This window comes from Roseibium sp. MMSF_3247 (genome assembly GCF_030733765.1).
In the GTDB taxonomy this organism is placed as follows: domain Bacteria; phylum Pseudomonadota; class Alphaproteobacteria; order Rhizobiales; family Stappiaceae; genus Roseibium.
Window position 1 is genome coordinate 1 of record NZ_JASHII010000016.1, and the last position, 13,768, is coordinate 13,768.

A 13,768-nucleotide genomic window follows, 5' to 3' on the forward strand; every position below is an offset into this window, starting at 1 on the left:
GATCAGTGAAGATGAGCCAAAACCTCTCCCTTAAGCAATCAGCTTATCCGGACCCATAGGCGCTGACGGGGAACACGAGTTTGCTGCTCAATAATGACAACGAAGTTTTGCATGTCTATGGTGACGTGTCTGCTTATGTGTCGGTCAGACAAGGGGACATGAGCTATGATATCGCGCGTTTGGTCAGTGCCCAAGTTTCGGCGGCTATCGCCTCCTTAAGCCGTCTTGCAGACAAGACCGGCAAGTCGGTCAAGTCAGCCCCCCTTCACTGTGTGACGGAAGATAAAGTCTGTCCAGTTAGCCTGCATCTGACCCCGCTTGAAACCGCGCCAAGCGGCGAGAAGATGAGAATTCTGTCCTTTTTGACAGCCGATCAGCAATCGTACGGAGTTGCGCTGGCTGAACCCCACATGCAAACGCTGGACGACCTCAATGAGACGCGGTTTGTGGCGCTCCAGCAAGAGCTGCTTGAAACCCGGGAAAGCTTGCGTAATACGATTGAGGAGTTGGAAACCTCGAATGAGGAGCTTCAAGCCACAAATGAGGAGCTTCTGGCTTCAAACGAAGAGCTGCAATCGACCAATGAAGAACTGCAGTCCGTCAATGAAGAACTCTACACGGTCAATAGCGAGTATCAGGAGAAAATCCGGATTTTAGATCGATTGAACAATGATCTAGATGCTATGGCGCAAGCAACCGGCATCCCCACAGTTTTCCTTGATGACCAGCTCAACATTTCCAGGTTTACCCCGTCCGTGAGCGGTATTTTCGAGCTTCGTGATGCAGATATCGGACGGCCATTGTCCGACTTCTCGAACAAAATCGGTTATGCAAATCTCATCACCGATGCCGAAAAAGCCCTGACCACCGCTAAACTTCATGAACTCGTCTGGGAAACTGATGAAGGCAAGCTTATCATCCGGCATGTGCCTTACATCGATGCAATTACGAAAAAAACTGCGCTCGTGCTGATGTTTCTTGATGTGTCTTCTCTTGACCGGCTCGACTTTCTGCAAACAGTGCTCGATTCACTTCCCGAACATATTGTTGTCCTCGATGGAGATGGTCATATTCGGCTGGTGAATGAAGCGTGGACTAACTTTGCACGGGAGAACGAAGGAGAACTCCACTCCATAGGTGTCGGCGCACAGTATTTGTCTGCGTGCCGGGTTAGCCCTCAGTCGCGGGATTTTGACACCGCAACCGAGGTTGAAACTAATCTTCGCCGCATGCTTGATGGCGAGATTGACGTTTTTTCGGTCGAATATCCGTGCCATTCAAAAAAAGAGCAGCGCTGGTTTCTAATGCACGCCAAACGGTTTGCAGCGAACCGTTCTGGCCTGGTCATCAGTCATATCAATACCACCTCCTGGCACCGGTCTCCCGCTGCTGTTTCAAGCGGTTCCGATACATCAGAGGCAACACACAGCAATGAGTGAACTCGACCCAACCCGACTGACCCCAGATGAATTGCGGAATGAATGGTCTATCCGCGAAGAAGAACTGCGCTTGCAAAATGAACAATTGCGCGAGACTGAGCGAAAGATCTCCGAAATCGCTGAACGGTTCGAAGTTGTGTTTCAACACATACCTCTACCGATCATTCTTCTGGACCGACGGGCGTTTGTTCAGGACGCCAATACAGCGGCGTACAAGGCCTTTCCTGCTATTGCGGCCATGAAAAACTACTTTTTGCCCCGTCTCATTACTGACGCCTCGAAAGCGGAGCTCATGAGCCTTTTAGAAGACGAATCCAGGCTGGATCCCACCCAGCACACCATTGAATTCAACTCAACCCATAAGACACACAGGTGCACCTTGCTCAAACTCCCAAATGATAGCCAAGTCCACGCGGCTCTTGTTCTTGATCCGCTCTGACGAGGCTGTTTCCAAGCAACGTTTCGGGGCACCCGCTGGTTATTCATTTCTGGATAGTTCGGTGGGTGAGTTCCCGTTGGCCGAAAGACCCAACTGGCCTTTCAGAAGCTCGTTATGCTAATCGCACAGCTCACGCGAACTCTCCCCATGTTTGAATAATTCGGTAAAGTTTCCTTTAGGGAAGTGTGTTCGGATCTACCAATCCTTTAATATCATCCTGGCTATTTAGCAGACCTGGAGCAATGCGGGGTTACGAAGCGATCAAGCCAATGCTGGGGAGCGCGGGAAAATAAAATGAGAGGTCGCTCGGTGACGAGTTTACTAGCAAAAGTGTCTATGGGTCTGGCCGTGATGGCCTTTGCTGCGGTCCCTGCGCTCCTTCCATCTCCGGTCTTAGCGCAGACAGCAGCGTTGCCTGCGTCCAAAGGGGAAGTTCTGCTCACGATTGACGGGGCGATTTCCACGGTTACCGACGGAAGCCAGGCGCGGCTTGATCGCGCCGCGCTCCAAAACCTCGGGCTCAAGGAGCTGAAGACGTCGAACCCGTTCACCGACGGGGTGCACCTTTACGAAGGGGTGCTTTTGGCGGAGGTCCTCGATCTTGTGGGGGCCACTGGTACAACACTCACAGCGCGTGCGCTCGATGGCTACTCGGTCGACATTCCCATGCAGGATGTCCGGGATTATCCGGTGTTGCTTGCGATGAAAATCGACGGACAGGTCATGTCGGTCCGTCAAAAAGGTCCTCTTTGGGTGATTTATCCCGTTGATCAGTATCAGGACCTCAAGGCCGAGTCCTACAGTGCGCGGTCTATCTGGCAACTGACGCATGTGACCGTTAAATGATCAAGACGGTATTTCCGACCAAGATCTCACAGTATTTCGGGGCTGCAAGTGTTGCCTTCATGGTCCTTGTTGTCATCGCAGTCTTGCTGATCCTTGCCAACAGCCGGGCTCTCGAGCAGGAAACTTACGATGAATCGGGGATCGGCAGCATTCAGCTCCGGGTTCATTTCGAAGCGCTTCAAGGCGCGCTGGCAATGGTCGAGGCCTCAGGTCCGAGCGCTGACCCCAGCCGTGCCGTGCTGCAATTCGATATCCTTTATGAACGTGTGCGTGCGCTTCCTAATCGCCCATCCTACCAAGACCTTCTTGATGAAGAACTGCTTGCCTTGAACCAGGAGATCCTCACCCGCCTGGAGCGGGAGGTGCCGTTCATCGATGCTGCGGCCTCAGGCGATGGTGCGGCCCTTGCGGGGATGGGGTCCCGGCTTGCCCCCTTGCGCCCGCAGATCGAGCGCCTGGCACACCGGCCCGTGCAAATCGCGTCCGAGTCGCGCGACCGGACGACTGCGGTCCGCAAACGGATTGCCGACGCTCTTGCCGGCGTGATCGCCGCTTTCATGATTACAGGAACGATTTTTGTCCTGATGATCCGGCAGCAGCGGAACATTGCTGATCAGCGGCGCCGTGACGCGGAACGGAGCCGGGACGCGCTATCCCAGAAAGTCGGCGAGCTGGAAATAATCACCCGACAACTTCAAGAATTGTCCGAGGCAGCTTATGCGACGGCAGATAAGCTCCGCACAGCGCAGGGCATCCAGATGGATGCTCTTCAGTCCATGCATGAAGGATTTGCTCTTTGGGACGCTGACAACCGGTTGATGATCTGCAATAGGCAATATGGCGACATTCATGAGGGGATGGATGATCTTCTGCATCCCGGGCTTCGCTACGAGGATTTTTTGACAGCTGGATACAAACGTGCGGTTTTTGACTGTCGATCCGGACATGAGCAAAAGGCCATCAGGGACAGACTGGATCGTTTTGGCACGCCGCGCGGCGCCCTCGAGGAACGCCTTGGCTGTGGCCGCTGGATCCGGGTCACTGAGCGCAAGGCCTCCAATGGCCGGACTGTGGTGGTGGTGGCCGATATTACAGAAGAGAAAACATCCGAGCTTGCGATCAAGCGCATGGCAGAGACCGACAGCCTGACTGGACTGGCGAACCGGGCCGTCTTCCTAGAGCGCCTTGACACGGCTCTGGCTGACGCCAGCGAGACCAGCAAGATTGCGGCCCTGCTTCTTGACCTGGATGATTTCAAATCCGTGAATGACACAATGGGGCACATTGCCGGGGATGCTCTGCTGCGCCAGGTTGCAGCGCGCCTGAAAACCTGCTGCCGGGCGGCGGACACCATCGCACGTCTCGGGGGCGATGAATTTGCCATAATCTGCAAAGGTCTTGCACAGGATGCTGATGCCGGTGTCCTCGCCGATCAAATTGTTGCAGAGATTTCCCGCCCTTATGTGGTGAATGGCAGACAAGTGCGAACGGGAGCGAGCATCGGCATCACGATCTGCGCGGAGGACCCGGGTGATTGCGAACAGCTGTTGCGCAACGCCGATGTTGCCCTTTACCAATCAAAAGACAGCAATCGCGGCAACTATCTGATCTTCGATGCCGCCATGGATGCCCAGGTCCGTGCGTTGCGCAGCCTGGAGCAGGATCTTCACGGGGCGCTTGAACGCGAGGAGTTCAAGCTGGTTTACCAACCCCAGATCGACCTCACGTCCGGCCGGGTTGTGGGCGCCGAAGCTCTTCTGCGGTGGCACCATCCCACACGTGGCGTGGTGCCGCCGCTTGAGTTCATTCCGATTGCGGAGGCGTCCTATCTTACCGTCCCGATCGGCGAATGGGTGATCCAGGAAGCGTGCCGTCAAGCCCAAGCCTGGCAGGCGCAAGGCCTGCCGCCTCTCACCATTGCCGTCAATGTGTCGCCCCAGCATTTCCGGCATCACCATCTGATCGATTGCCTGAGGCTAGCTTTGCAGGACAGCGGGCTTGCCCCTCGGTTCCTGGAGCTTGAAATTACCGAATCAGCAATTCTGGACAAGCGCAGTGTCAACGTCTTGCAATCGGCCCGGGATCTTGGGGTTAAGATCGCTATTGACGATTTCGGAACCGGGTATTCCTCCCTGGCGCGGATCAAGACCTTTCCGGTCAACCGGCTCAAAATTGACCAGGCCTTTGTGCGGGACGTGGACAAAGATCCGCGAACGCAGGCCATCTGTGCTGCAATTGTTTCCCTTGGCACGAACCTTGGACTGGAAATTGTCGCCGAAGGCGTTGAGACCCATGCCCAAGCCCGCGAGATGGCACGCCAAGGGGCCGATCTGGGGCAGGGATATCTTTATGCCCGCCCGCTTCACCCCGATGCCTTTGCTGCGTTTGCCAACCCGGATGCAGCTGCCCGACCGGCGGCGGTGGACCTCCGCTGAGGTAAAGCATGGTTGTCCCAAAAGCCCACCCCTCGCTTTTTCTGGCGCTGAGCGGACCCTCTTGGGTCGCGCCGGTTTCGGGCAGATGCGCCCAAACCCACGGATCTTTTTCCCAAGCCCGACCCGCTTGCACCCTCGGTTGCTCCTATCTCACCGGATCGCTGAAGGCCGCCCCAACCGCATCGTGGTTCAGGCCGGCTTTTGACGACGGCAGGCAGCTTTAGATCGGGCCAGGCTACGCCAAAACTGATGGTTCTCACCCGGGTGCGCGTGTTTTGAAGCTAGGCGGCCACAAAGCCTGTTCGCGCTGTGTCGTTCGCGGGACCTGTCAGTTTTGCGCTTGATCATTCCATCAGGATTGAACCGCGCCGTAACTTTCGTATCTCTCTTCGCGTGGTTGATGGGCCACGTGCACGTTTACTGAACGCCCGGCCAGCATTCCGCTACCGGGCTTTTTTTGAGAGCGTTGCCGGTTTGCCAGCACCAGGTGCGGTGTCCCGGGCTTGAAACGCGTCACTGTTCTCAAAAAAACACCGATTGTGAGACCCCACCCGTCCTTATGATTAGGTAAAAATCGCGAATACTTAAATCACGCCAAGTTAAGCCTCTGTTTGGTTTTTGACTCTACCTTGTCAACATCCTTTGACATCTTGTCGTTTCGGGGGTGGGACTTGTTTACTGAAATCCGTCTATCCAAAAAAATTCCGATGCTTGTTGTGGGGGCCGCTGCGGCCGTCAGTGTCGGCATTGGTCTTGGCAGTTATGTGTCTTCGGTCCAGAGCCTGGACGCGCTGACCAAACAACGGCTGTCTGCGGCCGCAGACGTTGGGGTCGGCGAAATCCATGCCTATCTGGAGGCGATTGAAGAGCAACTTGTCCTGATCGCCGACCATCCGGGCACCGTCACAGCAGTCCAAGATTTTGCCGATGCATGGAAAACCATGGCGGACGACGGGACCGACATGAAAACGGCGCTCCAAGCCGCCTATATCACTGACAATCCACATCCGACCGGTGAAAAAGACAAGCTCTACGATGCAAAAACGGGATCCTCCTATGATGCCGTGCATGCCAGATATCACCCCTGGTTTCACCAGCTGCAGCAAGACCAGGGCTATTATGACGTCTTCCTGTTCGATACCCAGGGCAACCTGATCTATTCGGTGTTCAAGGAACTGGATTACGCAACGAATTTCACATCGGGCGGCGGGGAATGGGCCGGGTCAGACCTGGGCGAGGTGTTCCGGACCGCGATGAAAGTGACCGGGACAACAGACGTCGCGTTTGAGGACTTCGCCCCTTATGGTCCAAGTTATGACGCGCCTGCCAGCTTCATGGCGCACCCGATTGTCACCGCTGACAATCAGACCGTTGGCGTTTTGGCATTCCAGATGCCGATCGACAAGATCAACGACCTGATGCGCCAGAATCTCGGTCTCGGCGAAACCGGTGAACTCGCGCTGATCGGTAGCGACGGGCTGATGCGCAATGACACGCACGCCACCCCGGATGTGAACGACATTCTGAAAACGCGGTTAGACAGCCCCGTGATTGATCAGGCGAGGTCGCAAGGCCAGGCATTTGGCCAAGACACGCTGCACCGGGGGGAAGATCTGAAGGTGCAGGCTGCGACGTTCGAGTACCAGGGCACACCCTTCACCCTTGTGGCCATGCAGAGCACTGCTGAAGCCACTGCGCCCGTGGTGGCCCTGCGCAACCAGATGCTGCTCATCGGGCTGGGGCTCCTGTCGATCGCGGGTCTGGCGGGCTATCTTGCCGCCCGGACGATCACCCGGCCGATCAGCAAGGTGGTCGATGCCATGAACCGGCTGGCGCATGGCGACATCAACGTCACGCTTGATGGGGCGGACCGGTCCGACGAAATCGGAGACATGGTTCAAGCGGTTGACGTTTTCAAAGACAATGCCATCCAGCGGCAGCAGCTTGAAGACAGTACACGCTCGGAACGGGATCGGGAACGCCAGCGGCAAGCCTTCCTGGAAGGGCTTATCAAAACCTTCAAGGACACCATGTCGGACCGTTTGAGCACCGTGAGCCAGCAGATGGATCTGATGCGGACGGCGGCCACAACCCTTGATACTTTGGCGAGCAACGCAAAATTCGAGTCCGATCAGGCCGGCTCTGCATCCAGCAGCGCTTCGGAAAACGTTGCCGCCGTTGCTGCGGCCACCGAACAGATGACCGCAACCGTTCAGGAAATCGCCAACCAGACGGAAGCAACGACCCGGATCGTCATGGAAACGGTGGAAGCCGCGGATGCGACCAATCAGAATGTCCAGGCTCTTTCATCCTCTGCCGACCACATTGGCAGCGTTGTCAACCTGATCCGTGACATTGCCGAACAGACGAACCTCCTGGCCCTGAACGCGACCATCGAGGCCGCCCGGGCCGGCGACGCCGGCCGCGGCTTTGCCGTTGTCGCTTCGGAAGTCAAGGAACTTGCCGAGCAGACATCCAAGGCGACGGACGAGATTTCCGCCCGCATCACCGGCATCCAGACCTCTGTCAAGGACGCAGCGGGTGCGATCGGGAACATAACCGAAAAGGTGTCCGAGATCCGGAATTTGACGAGCTCCGTCGCGGGGGCCATCGAGGAGCAACGGGCCGCCAATCAGGAAATCGCCCGGTCTGCAAAATCTGCCAGCGACAGTACGGAAAATGCCGCCTCCAGCATGTCGTCGGTGTCAGGTGCTGTCCTGCAAACCTCGGAAGAGGCGGGGTCGGTCAACAGTGCATCCGACCTGGTCTCTGAAGCGAGCAGCAATCTGGCGAAGGAGGTCGAGCAGTTCCTCGCGGATGTGACACGAGATGTGCAGGATCGCCGAAGGGCCGCGCGCAAGCTGATCTCCGAGGACGTGACCCTGACATTCCAGAGCGGGCTGAAAAAGACCGTCCAGCTGGTGGATGTCAGCACGACCGGCGCGCAGGTGCTTGACATGGAGGATCTTCCCCTCGGCGAGCGGGTGTCCCTGGATCTCCTGGATGGCACTCATCTCAGCGGGACGGTTGTCCGCCATACCGGGTCGGGCGCCGGCATCGAGTTCGACACCCCCATCGTCGAGGACCATCTCTTGCTGGCCGCTTGAGGTCATGACCGGAGGGATGCCCGTTCGATACAGATGGCCGGACATATTCAAGGGCGCAAGTCGCGCAAGGTTTCCAGTTGGGCCAGGAGGACGATCAGGTCTTCGGAGACGCCATCAGGGCCGTGCGATCCGCCTGCGCATTTGGGTCCTCGACGAAGGCGCCCTCAATGCGGGTGTGCACCTCATCCAAAGCGTCGGCAAGCCGGGCAAGGGCCGGGTGGCCTTCCAGGCTAAGAGAGCGGCATTCATCGATGAGGTCTTCGAGCAGAAAATCGGCCTCAACCTCATAAAGGCTGAGACCGTCCGGGGCGGCGTGCGGCGGAGGCCGGTGGGACATGTGATGCTCTTCCATCGACTGTCACTCCAAGTTGACGGTTCAGATCTACTGTGATCGCTCAAACATGTGTATCCGCCTTTCGCGGTACGCAAAGCTGCCAAGCGGCGGTCCGGTACGACTGTACGGCGGGCAAAAGAAAGGCCGCTCGTGGCGGCTAAAGCCAGCAAAGGCCAGTTTTTGAAGGGGAACACGCGGGTCCGCTGCACCCTCAATTTCAATGCAAAGCGCGGGGTCTGCACGTGGCATGGATCAACATAGACGGATCACCGTTTAAAAAAGACAACACGTCCCGCTTACTGAGGTGCGGGCGGAATGAACATGCCCTTATCCATTTGAAGGCGCTGGCGTTCCAGTGCTTCTTCACCGAACATAGCCTCTTCATTGGCCGAGCTGGCGGCATTCGCCTCACCGATCGCTACTCCTCTCATGCGGTCAAGTTCTTCAAAGTGCGGTGGAGCGTAGCCGTTTGAATATTGATGTATCGAACGGGGGTGCGTGGCGGCAATAATGTAACGGCCGGCCGCGTCCTTTCTGGGTGCGAATGTGCCCTGATCAACACACATTATAATGGGGTCGCTTTTGCCAAACGGCTGTATATCTTGTTTGCGGCTAACGTCATAAGTGGAGGTCTTATCGCTGATTGTAGGCAAGTCTGGACCTTCTCCGCGGAATTCGCTGCCGACGACGATATCGCGATAAGCGCAATCGGCAACAGCCGGATCAAGTAGCGAATAAACGCCCAAGGTGATGCCATCCGGCCTCAGCATCAGTCTGTGGTTCGCGTCCGACCCTTGTTCATAGTTCTTGACTTCATGCCATGTGAGGCTTGCCGGAAAGGTTGGGGTTTGCGGTTCGGCATCCAGGTAGGAGTAGGGCGGCTCGCCCGGATTGATGGAAACAACAAGCTGGATGTCTGACTGGCTTTCTGGAACATTGAAGCCATTGACTTCGAAGATCCATTCCGCCGGATTGCTGTCGCTTCGCTGGGCCCGGTCAAAGGTGACCCCTTGTTTGAAGCTGGCGAGTTCCGGCGCATGATCTAGATACTCGGAAAACGTCACGCGCACTTCCCAGCGGCCGATTTTTGCGGCCTCATCGTGGGAGATGACCTCGCTGGTTTTTATCTGCAGCTTGCGCGGCAAAAGTCCGTGATCTCTAAGTTTTTCAAGGGCCGAAATCTGCGCTGCGACCGTGTCACGTTCAGTTTTCAGCGCCCGGCGGGCTGTGGCAAGGCGCATATAGGTCTTCTGTTCAAGTGCGGCTTTCAGCGTGTTTTGGAACGCGCGCTGCTCTTCCTTCTCTTTCATGATGTCGGTGAGTTTTTGCGCCATAATCTTTGCAGCTGTTGTGGTGAGTGCAATACCAGCAGTGGTCGCTTCGGCGCCCTTGGGCAGGAACGATTTGACGTCCTTGTTCCAGTTGGCGAACGTAAATTCCAGATAGTCACCGACGGCAATACTTTGATAGGTATTCAGCCCCAGGAGGTTCTCGGTCCCGGTCGGGCCGCCGAGGGCGACTTCCGACCATTTTTTTCCCCGATGGGTGTCGCCAGTCTCAGACAGAAGCCTTCTTAACCCGCCCTCATCCATGCCCTGAACGGCCCATTTGTAGAGCGCGTTGTAGACTTCGTCCGGTTCCAGTTTCCAGGCTCTCGATCCGGCAGCTGACAGTGATTCAATGAACCCTATGGCTGCCGGAGTGGCAAGCCCGCCCGTAGCGACCGATGTGATGATAACGGCTGTACTCTCAGCAACGAGCGTAAATGCGGCCATGTCCCGGTCCCGCAGAATGATGGAGACCTGCGCATGGCCGGCGCGCTCGGATGCGTCCTTCCACTCAAGTTGAACCCGGTCCATCTCCCGGCTGGCAACTTTCAGGAGGTGGTCCAGATCTTCGAGGTCCATACGGGCGTTTTCGAGCGCATCCCGAGTGGCCTTTTGCAGTTCTGCAGATTGCGGATCTGGCGTGCCGTTGGGGTCTTCGACGAAGTCGGCCACGTACCACGGCTTGCCGTCGAAGCTGACATCGATCCGTTTGACGTAAGCCGGTTGGTTTTTCAACAGGGTTGCCAGAAGAGCCTCGGCCGCATTCTCGTGAGCCGTCGCAAGGTCCTCCAGCTTTTCCGGCAGAGGCAAGTGGCCAATATCGTCCAGCTTGTCGCCATAGGCTTGTTCGAGTTTGCGGACGTCAGCAAGTGTCGGCGTTTCTTCCTTAATTCGGGCTGTTTCGGTTTCAAACACAGCTTGGCGGTTGGCTTGTTTTTGCTCAGCATCGGTAAGTGCTTTTGTCGCCTGATCCAACGCAGTTTCCGCCGCGCGCAGTTCGTTGCGCTTGAGGTCTGTCTCGGCCACCAGCGTATTGATAAGCGCTTTATCGGATCCTGACTGAGCATCTCTCAGAGCGTGGAGCAAGCCAAGCAGACGGTCGTTCCGGCTCTTCACTTCCATGTCCGCGAACTCGCGGGCGGACTTCAAGTCGGTGATCTCATCCTTCAAAGCGCGGTTTTCTTCTGCGAACGCCCGGCGCAGATCCCGCAGAGCTGTGTCGCCGAGGCGTTTTTCCTCCCAGATGGCTGCCCAGTCGTTGAGGTATTTTGTCCGTTCCCGGTCACGTGCGTTTTGCGTCCGCGATTGCTCGGAAGATGTCTCGTCGTAACTTTGCCGGGCTTGTTTGTAGGCGCGCGTTGCAGCCTGAATTTCGAGGGTGGCCTTGCCGTCTGCAAGGGCGGTGCCGGGGGCAAGGGACCGCAAAGCCAGCGCGCCGGACAGGAACAGCGCCGTCAGGCCACAGGCGCTGCGCCGGGAAACGCCCTCGCGAGAGGATTTGCAGATTATCGGATGTGTCATCAGGCACTCCTGGGGCTTTGGCATGCCGGGGTCAGCCGGCCAGAAATTCGATCCAGTTTTCATGAACCCAGCCTTTTTTTCCGGGGTGGGGCACCGGACGGTCCTTTTCGATGGCACCGCAGCTCATGTCGTAGCCGACACCATAAACGATGCCGATCCACTTGCCGCGCTGATCGAACAGCCAGACAAGATCCTCGTTGTGGATCTCGTCGAGCTTCCGGTGGTTCGAGCCGGGGCCGGAGCGAACCGCAAGGAAGCCGTCGCCATCCGCCTTCAGACCGGCAACCTTGCCGAGCGCGCAGGTGTCGAGATCGTCGCTGGCGCGTTCCATAACCGGGACGTCGAGGTCCTGTGCTATGGCGGCGCTGATTACCGGGAGCGCGAAGGTGGATCCGGCTAGAGCGATCAAAAAGCTTCGAAACAGCGTCTTCATGGCGAAACCTCAAGGAATGGTGACATTGACGTTCGTGGTTTGACCGGCCGCGACGTCGAAAGGTTCGGTGTCGAAGGTTGTCCCGCCGCTGATCATGACCCTCAGAACATACCGGTCAGCGGGCAGGGCGAGCGTGTTTGAGGTTCCGGCATTGAAATAATGCACCCGCTTCCCATCGGATTGACGAACATAATCGATGTTGATGACGCGGTTGCCAGCCTGGCTCTTCACGGTGTGCGACAGCGCCCCGGCCTGCAGGTCAAAGACCGACGCGGTCACCTCGTTCGCTTTGACCTCAAAGGGGAAAACCCTGGTCATCGACGTCAGTCCGCCTTTGTAACCGACATGCGCTTTGACGAAATAGGTGCCAGGCTTGAGTGGCTTGCGCTCGCCAGCGGCACCGGTAAATGAGACGATATTATCGAGTGGGCTCGCATTTTTTGCTGCGTCTTCGGTGCCATAAACGAAGAATTCCACATCACCGCGGACGGTCTCGCCACCACCGGTCAAGACCGCAGACGGCTGGAAATAACCGACGCGCATGTCGAAGTCATAGAGGGTTTCCTGGCCGGCAATGATCTCGATCTCCGCGCTTTCGCTCACCCGGTCATGGGTCGCCAAGACCTTGTAGCGGCCGGCTGGCAACCAGGTGACGGCGTCGGAGGATGCGTTTTCTGTCAGCGCCTTGTCTGAGGCCTTGCCGTCGGTGATCGGGAAAAATTGGTAGAAAATCGGTGCCGCCGGGATCGTCTTGTCGTCGGTGGCATAGGCAAAGAGCTTGGCGCCGCCGCCATTCAAATTCAATGCACCGACCTGTTTGCCGTCCGGGCCGATTTCGATGGTGCCCTTGGCAGTTACAACACTCGATTTGTAGCGGACAGCGACCTCATAGGTTCCCGGCGTCAGGACAGGATCATCCGGATAGAGGACACCGAGGCCCTGGTAAAACGGTTCGTCGTCCTTGAAAATATTCCAACTGGCATCCAGGGCAGGGACCCGCTTGCAAGTTTCGCAGAGCTTGGCGAATACAAATTGTGACGGCTCCGGTTGGGCAGGCGTAGCGGCGACTTCGGCTGCCGGACGCGCGCCTGCAAGTTTCACTGTTTCCTTGAGTGCGTCTTGAAGTTCCTTGGCATTGTTTGCGCGAAAGAACTTTCCTCCAGTGTTGTCGGAAATACACTGCAGCGCCCGGGATTCTTTGTCTGTAACGTCGAAGCCGATGACATGGACGTCGGTTCCAGGGTCTGAAACCTCCATTTGATACGCTGTAGCACAGGGATCCGCGTTGCACGTCTCCAGCCCATCACTCACCAAAACTAGGGCAGTCTTGGCATCTCTGAACATTGAGGGGGTCTGAAGCCTTTGAAGAAGAAGCTGAGCCCTGGCCGTGCTCAACGACAGGCTGATCGGCGTCTTGCCGCGCGGCTTGATGGATTGAACCTTATCGATCAAGTTTTTGCGTCCGGCTTTCGCGGGTAGAGACACCAGTTCAATGTCCTGACAGTCTTTGGTGCGCCTGTGCCCGTAGATCATCAGACCGAGCGGCGTGTCGTCATCCCAGTCGCTGATGAGGTTGGTCATGACTTCCTTGGCAATGGAAATCTTGGCCATGCCGTCAATCTGTCCCCACATGCTGTTCGATCCGTCCAGGATCATCATGACCCGGTTGTTTGGGATTTGGGACGCTTGTTGCGCAAAGGAAACAGCGGTGCAGAACATCAGCAAAAAAAGGGAGAAGTACAAACGAATCATCATTAAGACCCTGCTCACTAGAACAATCAGATTTGCACCCGGCGCTCCAAGGAACCCTTGCCCAAGAAACCATGACAATCAATCAGGAAGTGTGACAGAGGTCACAAGAGTGCCGGCCGGCGACTGGAATTTCG

Annotated in this window: 9 protein-coding genes; 5 read left to right on the forward strand and 4 right to left on the reverse strand. The window is 56.8% G+C overall.

What is annotated here, in order from left to right:
* Nucleotides 1-80 precede the first annotated feature (80 nt).
* The 5 genes from RBB44_RS24915 (at nucleotide 81) to RBB44_RS24935 (ending at nucleotide 8,266) form a co-directional block, all read left to right on the forward strand.
* Entirely contained in the window at nucleotides 81-1,439 is a 1,359-nt protein-coding gene (locus RBB44_RS24915) for a PAS domain-containing protein (RefSeq protein ID WP_306150518.1), read from the forward strand.
* Nucleotides 1,432-1,878, forward strand: coding sequence for a hypothetical protein (locus tag RBB44_RS24920; RefSeq protein WP_306150519.1), 447 nt, complete (start codon nucleotides 1,432-1,434; stop codon nucleotides 1,876-1,878). Before RBB44_RS24915 ends, RBB44_RS24920 begins: the two co-directional genes overlap by 8 nt.
* Nucleotides 1,879-2,172: 294 nt before the next feature.
* Nucleotides 2,173-2,724: a molybdopterin-dependent oxidoreductase gene (locus tag RBB44_RS24925; protein ID WP_306156181.1), complete on the forward strand. Its 552-nt coding sequence runs from the start codon at nucleotides 2,173-2,175 to the stop codon at nucleotides 2,722-2,724.
* A complete protein-coding gene (locus RBB44_RS24930; protein ID WP_306150521.1) occupies nucleotides 2,721-5,159 on the forward strand; it encodes a bifunctional diguanylate cyclase/phosphodiesterase in 2,439 nt (812 codons plus the stop codon). The genes RBB44_RS24925 and RBB44_RS24930 overlap by 4 nt, the downstream gene beginning before the upstream one ends.
* Before the next feature lie 707 nt (nucleotides 5,160-5,866).
* The gene (locus RBB44_RS24935; protein ID WP_306150522.1) at nucleotides 5,867-8,266 is read left to right on the forward strand and encodes a methyl-accepting chemotaxis protein; all 2,400 of its coding nucleotides are present in this window, start codon (nucleotides 5,867-5,869) and stop codon (nucleotides 8,264-8,266) included.
* Nucleotides 8,267-8,360: 94 nt separating this feature from the next.
* Here RBB44_RS24935 and RBB44_RS24940 read toward each other — a convergent pair whose 3' ends face one another.
* The 4 genes from RBB44_RS24940 to RBB44_RS24955 form a co-directional block, all read right to left on the reverse strand.
* Nucleotides 8,361-8,603 carry a hypothetical protein gene (locus RBB44_RS24940; RefSeq protein WP_306150523.1) on the reverse strand — a complete coding sequence of 81 codons (243 nt, stop codon included), beginning with the start codon at nucleotides 8,601-8,603 and terminating at the stop codon, nucleotides 8,361-8,363.
* 293 nt (nucleotides 8,604-8,896) lie between these two features.
* On the reverse strand, nucleotides 8,897-11,449 hold the full coding sequence (locus tag RBB44_RS24945; RefSeq protein ID WP_306150524.1) for a hypothetical protein: 2,553 nt from the start codon (nucleotides 11,447-11,449) through the stop codon (nucleotides 8,897-8,899).
* 31 nt (nucleotides 11,450-11,480) lie between these two features.
* A complete protein-coding gene (locus RBB44_RS24950) occupies nucleotides 11,481-11,882 on the reverse strand; it encodes an SH3 domain-containing protein (RefSeq protein ID WP_306150525.1) in 402 nt (133 codons plus the stop codon).
* Between the two features lie 9 nt (nucleotides 11,883-11,891).
* Nucleotides 11,892-13,637, reverse strand: coding sequence for a VWA domain-containing protein (locus RBB44_RS24955; RefSeq protein ID WP_306150526.1), 1,746 nt, complete (start codon nucleotides 13,635-13,637; stop codon nucleotides 11,892-11,894).
* Nucleotides 13,638-13,768: the final 131 nt, after the last annotated feature.

What these genes read in the sequence shown, in the direction of transcription:
- RBB44_RS24920 (WP_306150519.1), top strand. Translation starts at nt 1,432, where the DNA reads ATGAGTGAACTCGACCCAACCCGACTGACCCCAGATGAATTGCGGAAT.
- RBB44_RS24925 (WP_306156181.1), top strand. Translation starts at nt 2,173, where the DNA reads ATGAGAGGTCGCTCGGTGACGAGTTTACTAGCAAAAGTGTCTATGGGT.
- RBB44_RS24930 (WP_306150521.1), top strand. Translation starts at nt 2,721, where the DNA reads ATGATCAAGACGGTATTTCCGACCAAGATCTCACAGTATTTCGGGGCT.
- RBB44_RS24935 (WP_306150522.1), top strand. Translation starts at nt 5,867, where the DNA reads ATGCTTGTTGTGGGGGCCGCTGCGGCCGTCAGTGTCGGCATTGGTCTT.
- RBB44_RS24940 (WP_306150523.1), bottom strand. Translation starts at nt 8,603, where the DNA reads ATGTCCCACCGGCCTCCGCCGCACGCCGCCCCGGACGGTCTCAGCCTT.
- RBB44_RS24945 (WP_306150524.1), bottom strand. Translation starts at nt 11,449, where the DNA reads ATGACACATCCGATAATCTGCAAATCCTCTCGCGAGGGCGTTTCCCGG.
- RBB44_RS24950 (WP_306150525.1), bottom strand. Translation starts at nt 11,882, where the DNA reads ATGAAGACGCTGTTTCGAAGCTTTTTGATCGCTCTAGCCGGATCCACC.
- RBB44_RS24955 (WP_306150526.1), bottom strand. Translation starts at nt 13,637, where the DNA reads ATGATGATTCGTTTGTACTTCTCCCTTTTTTTGCTGATGTTCTGCACC.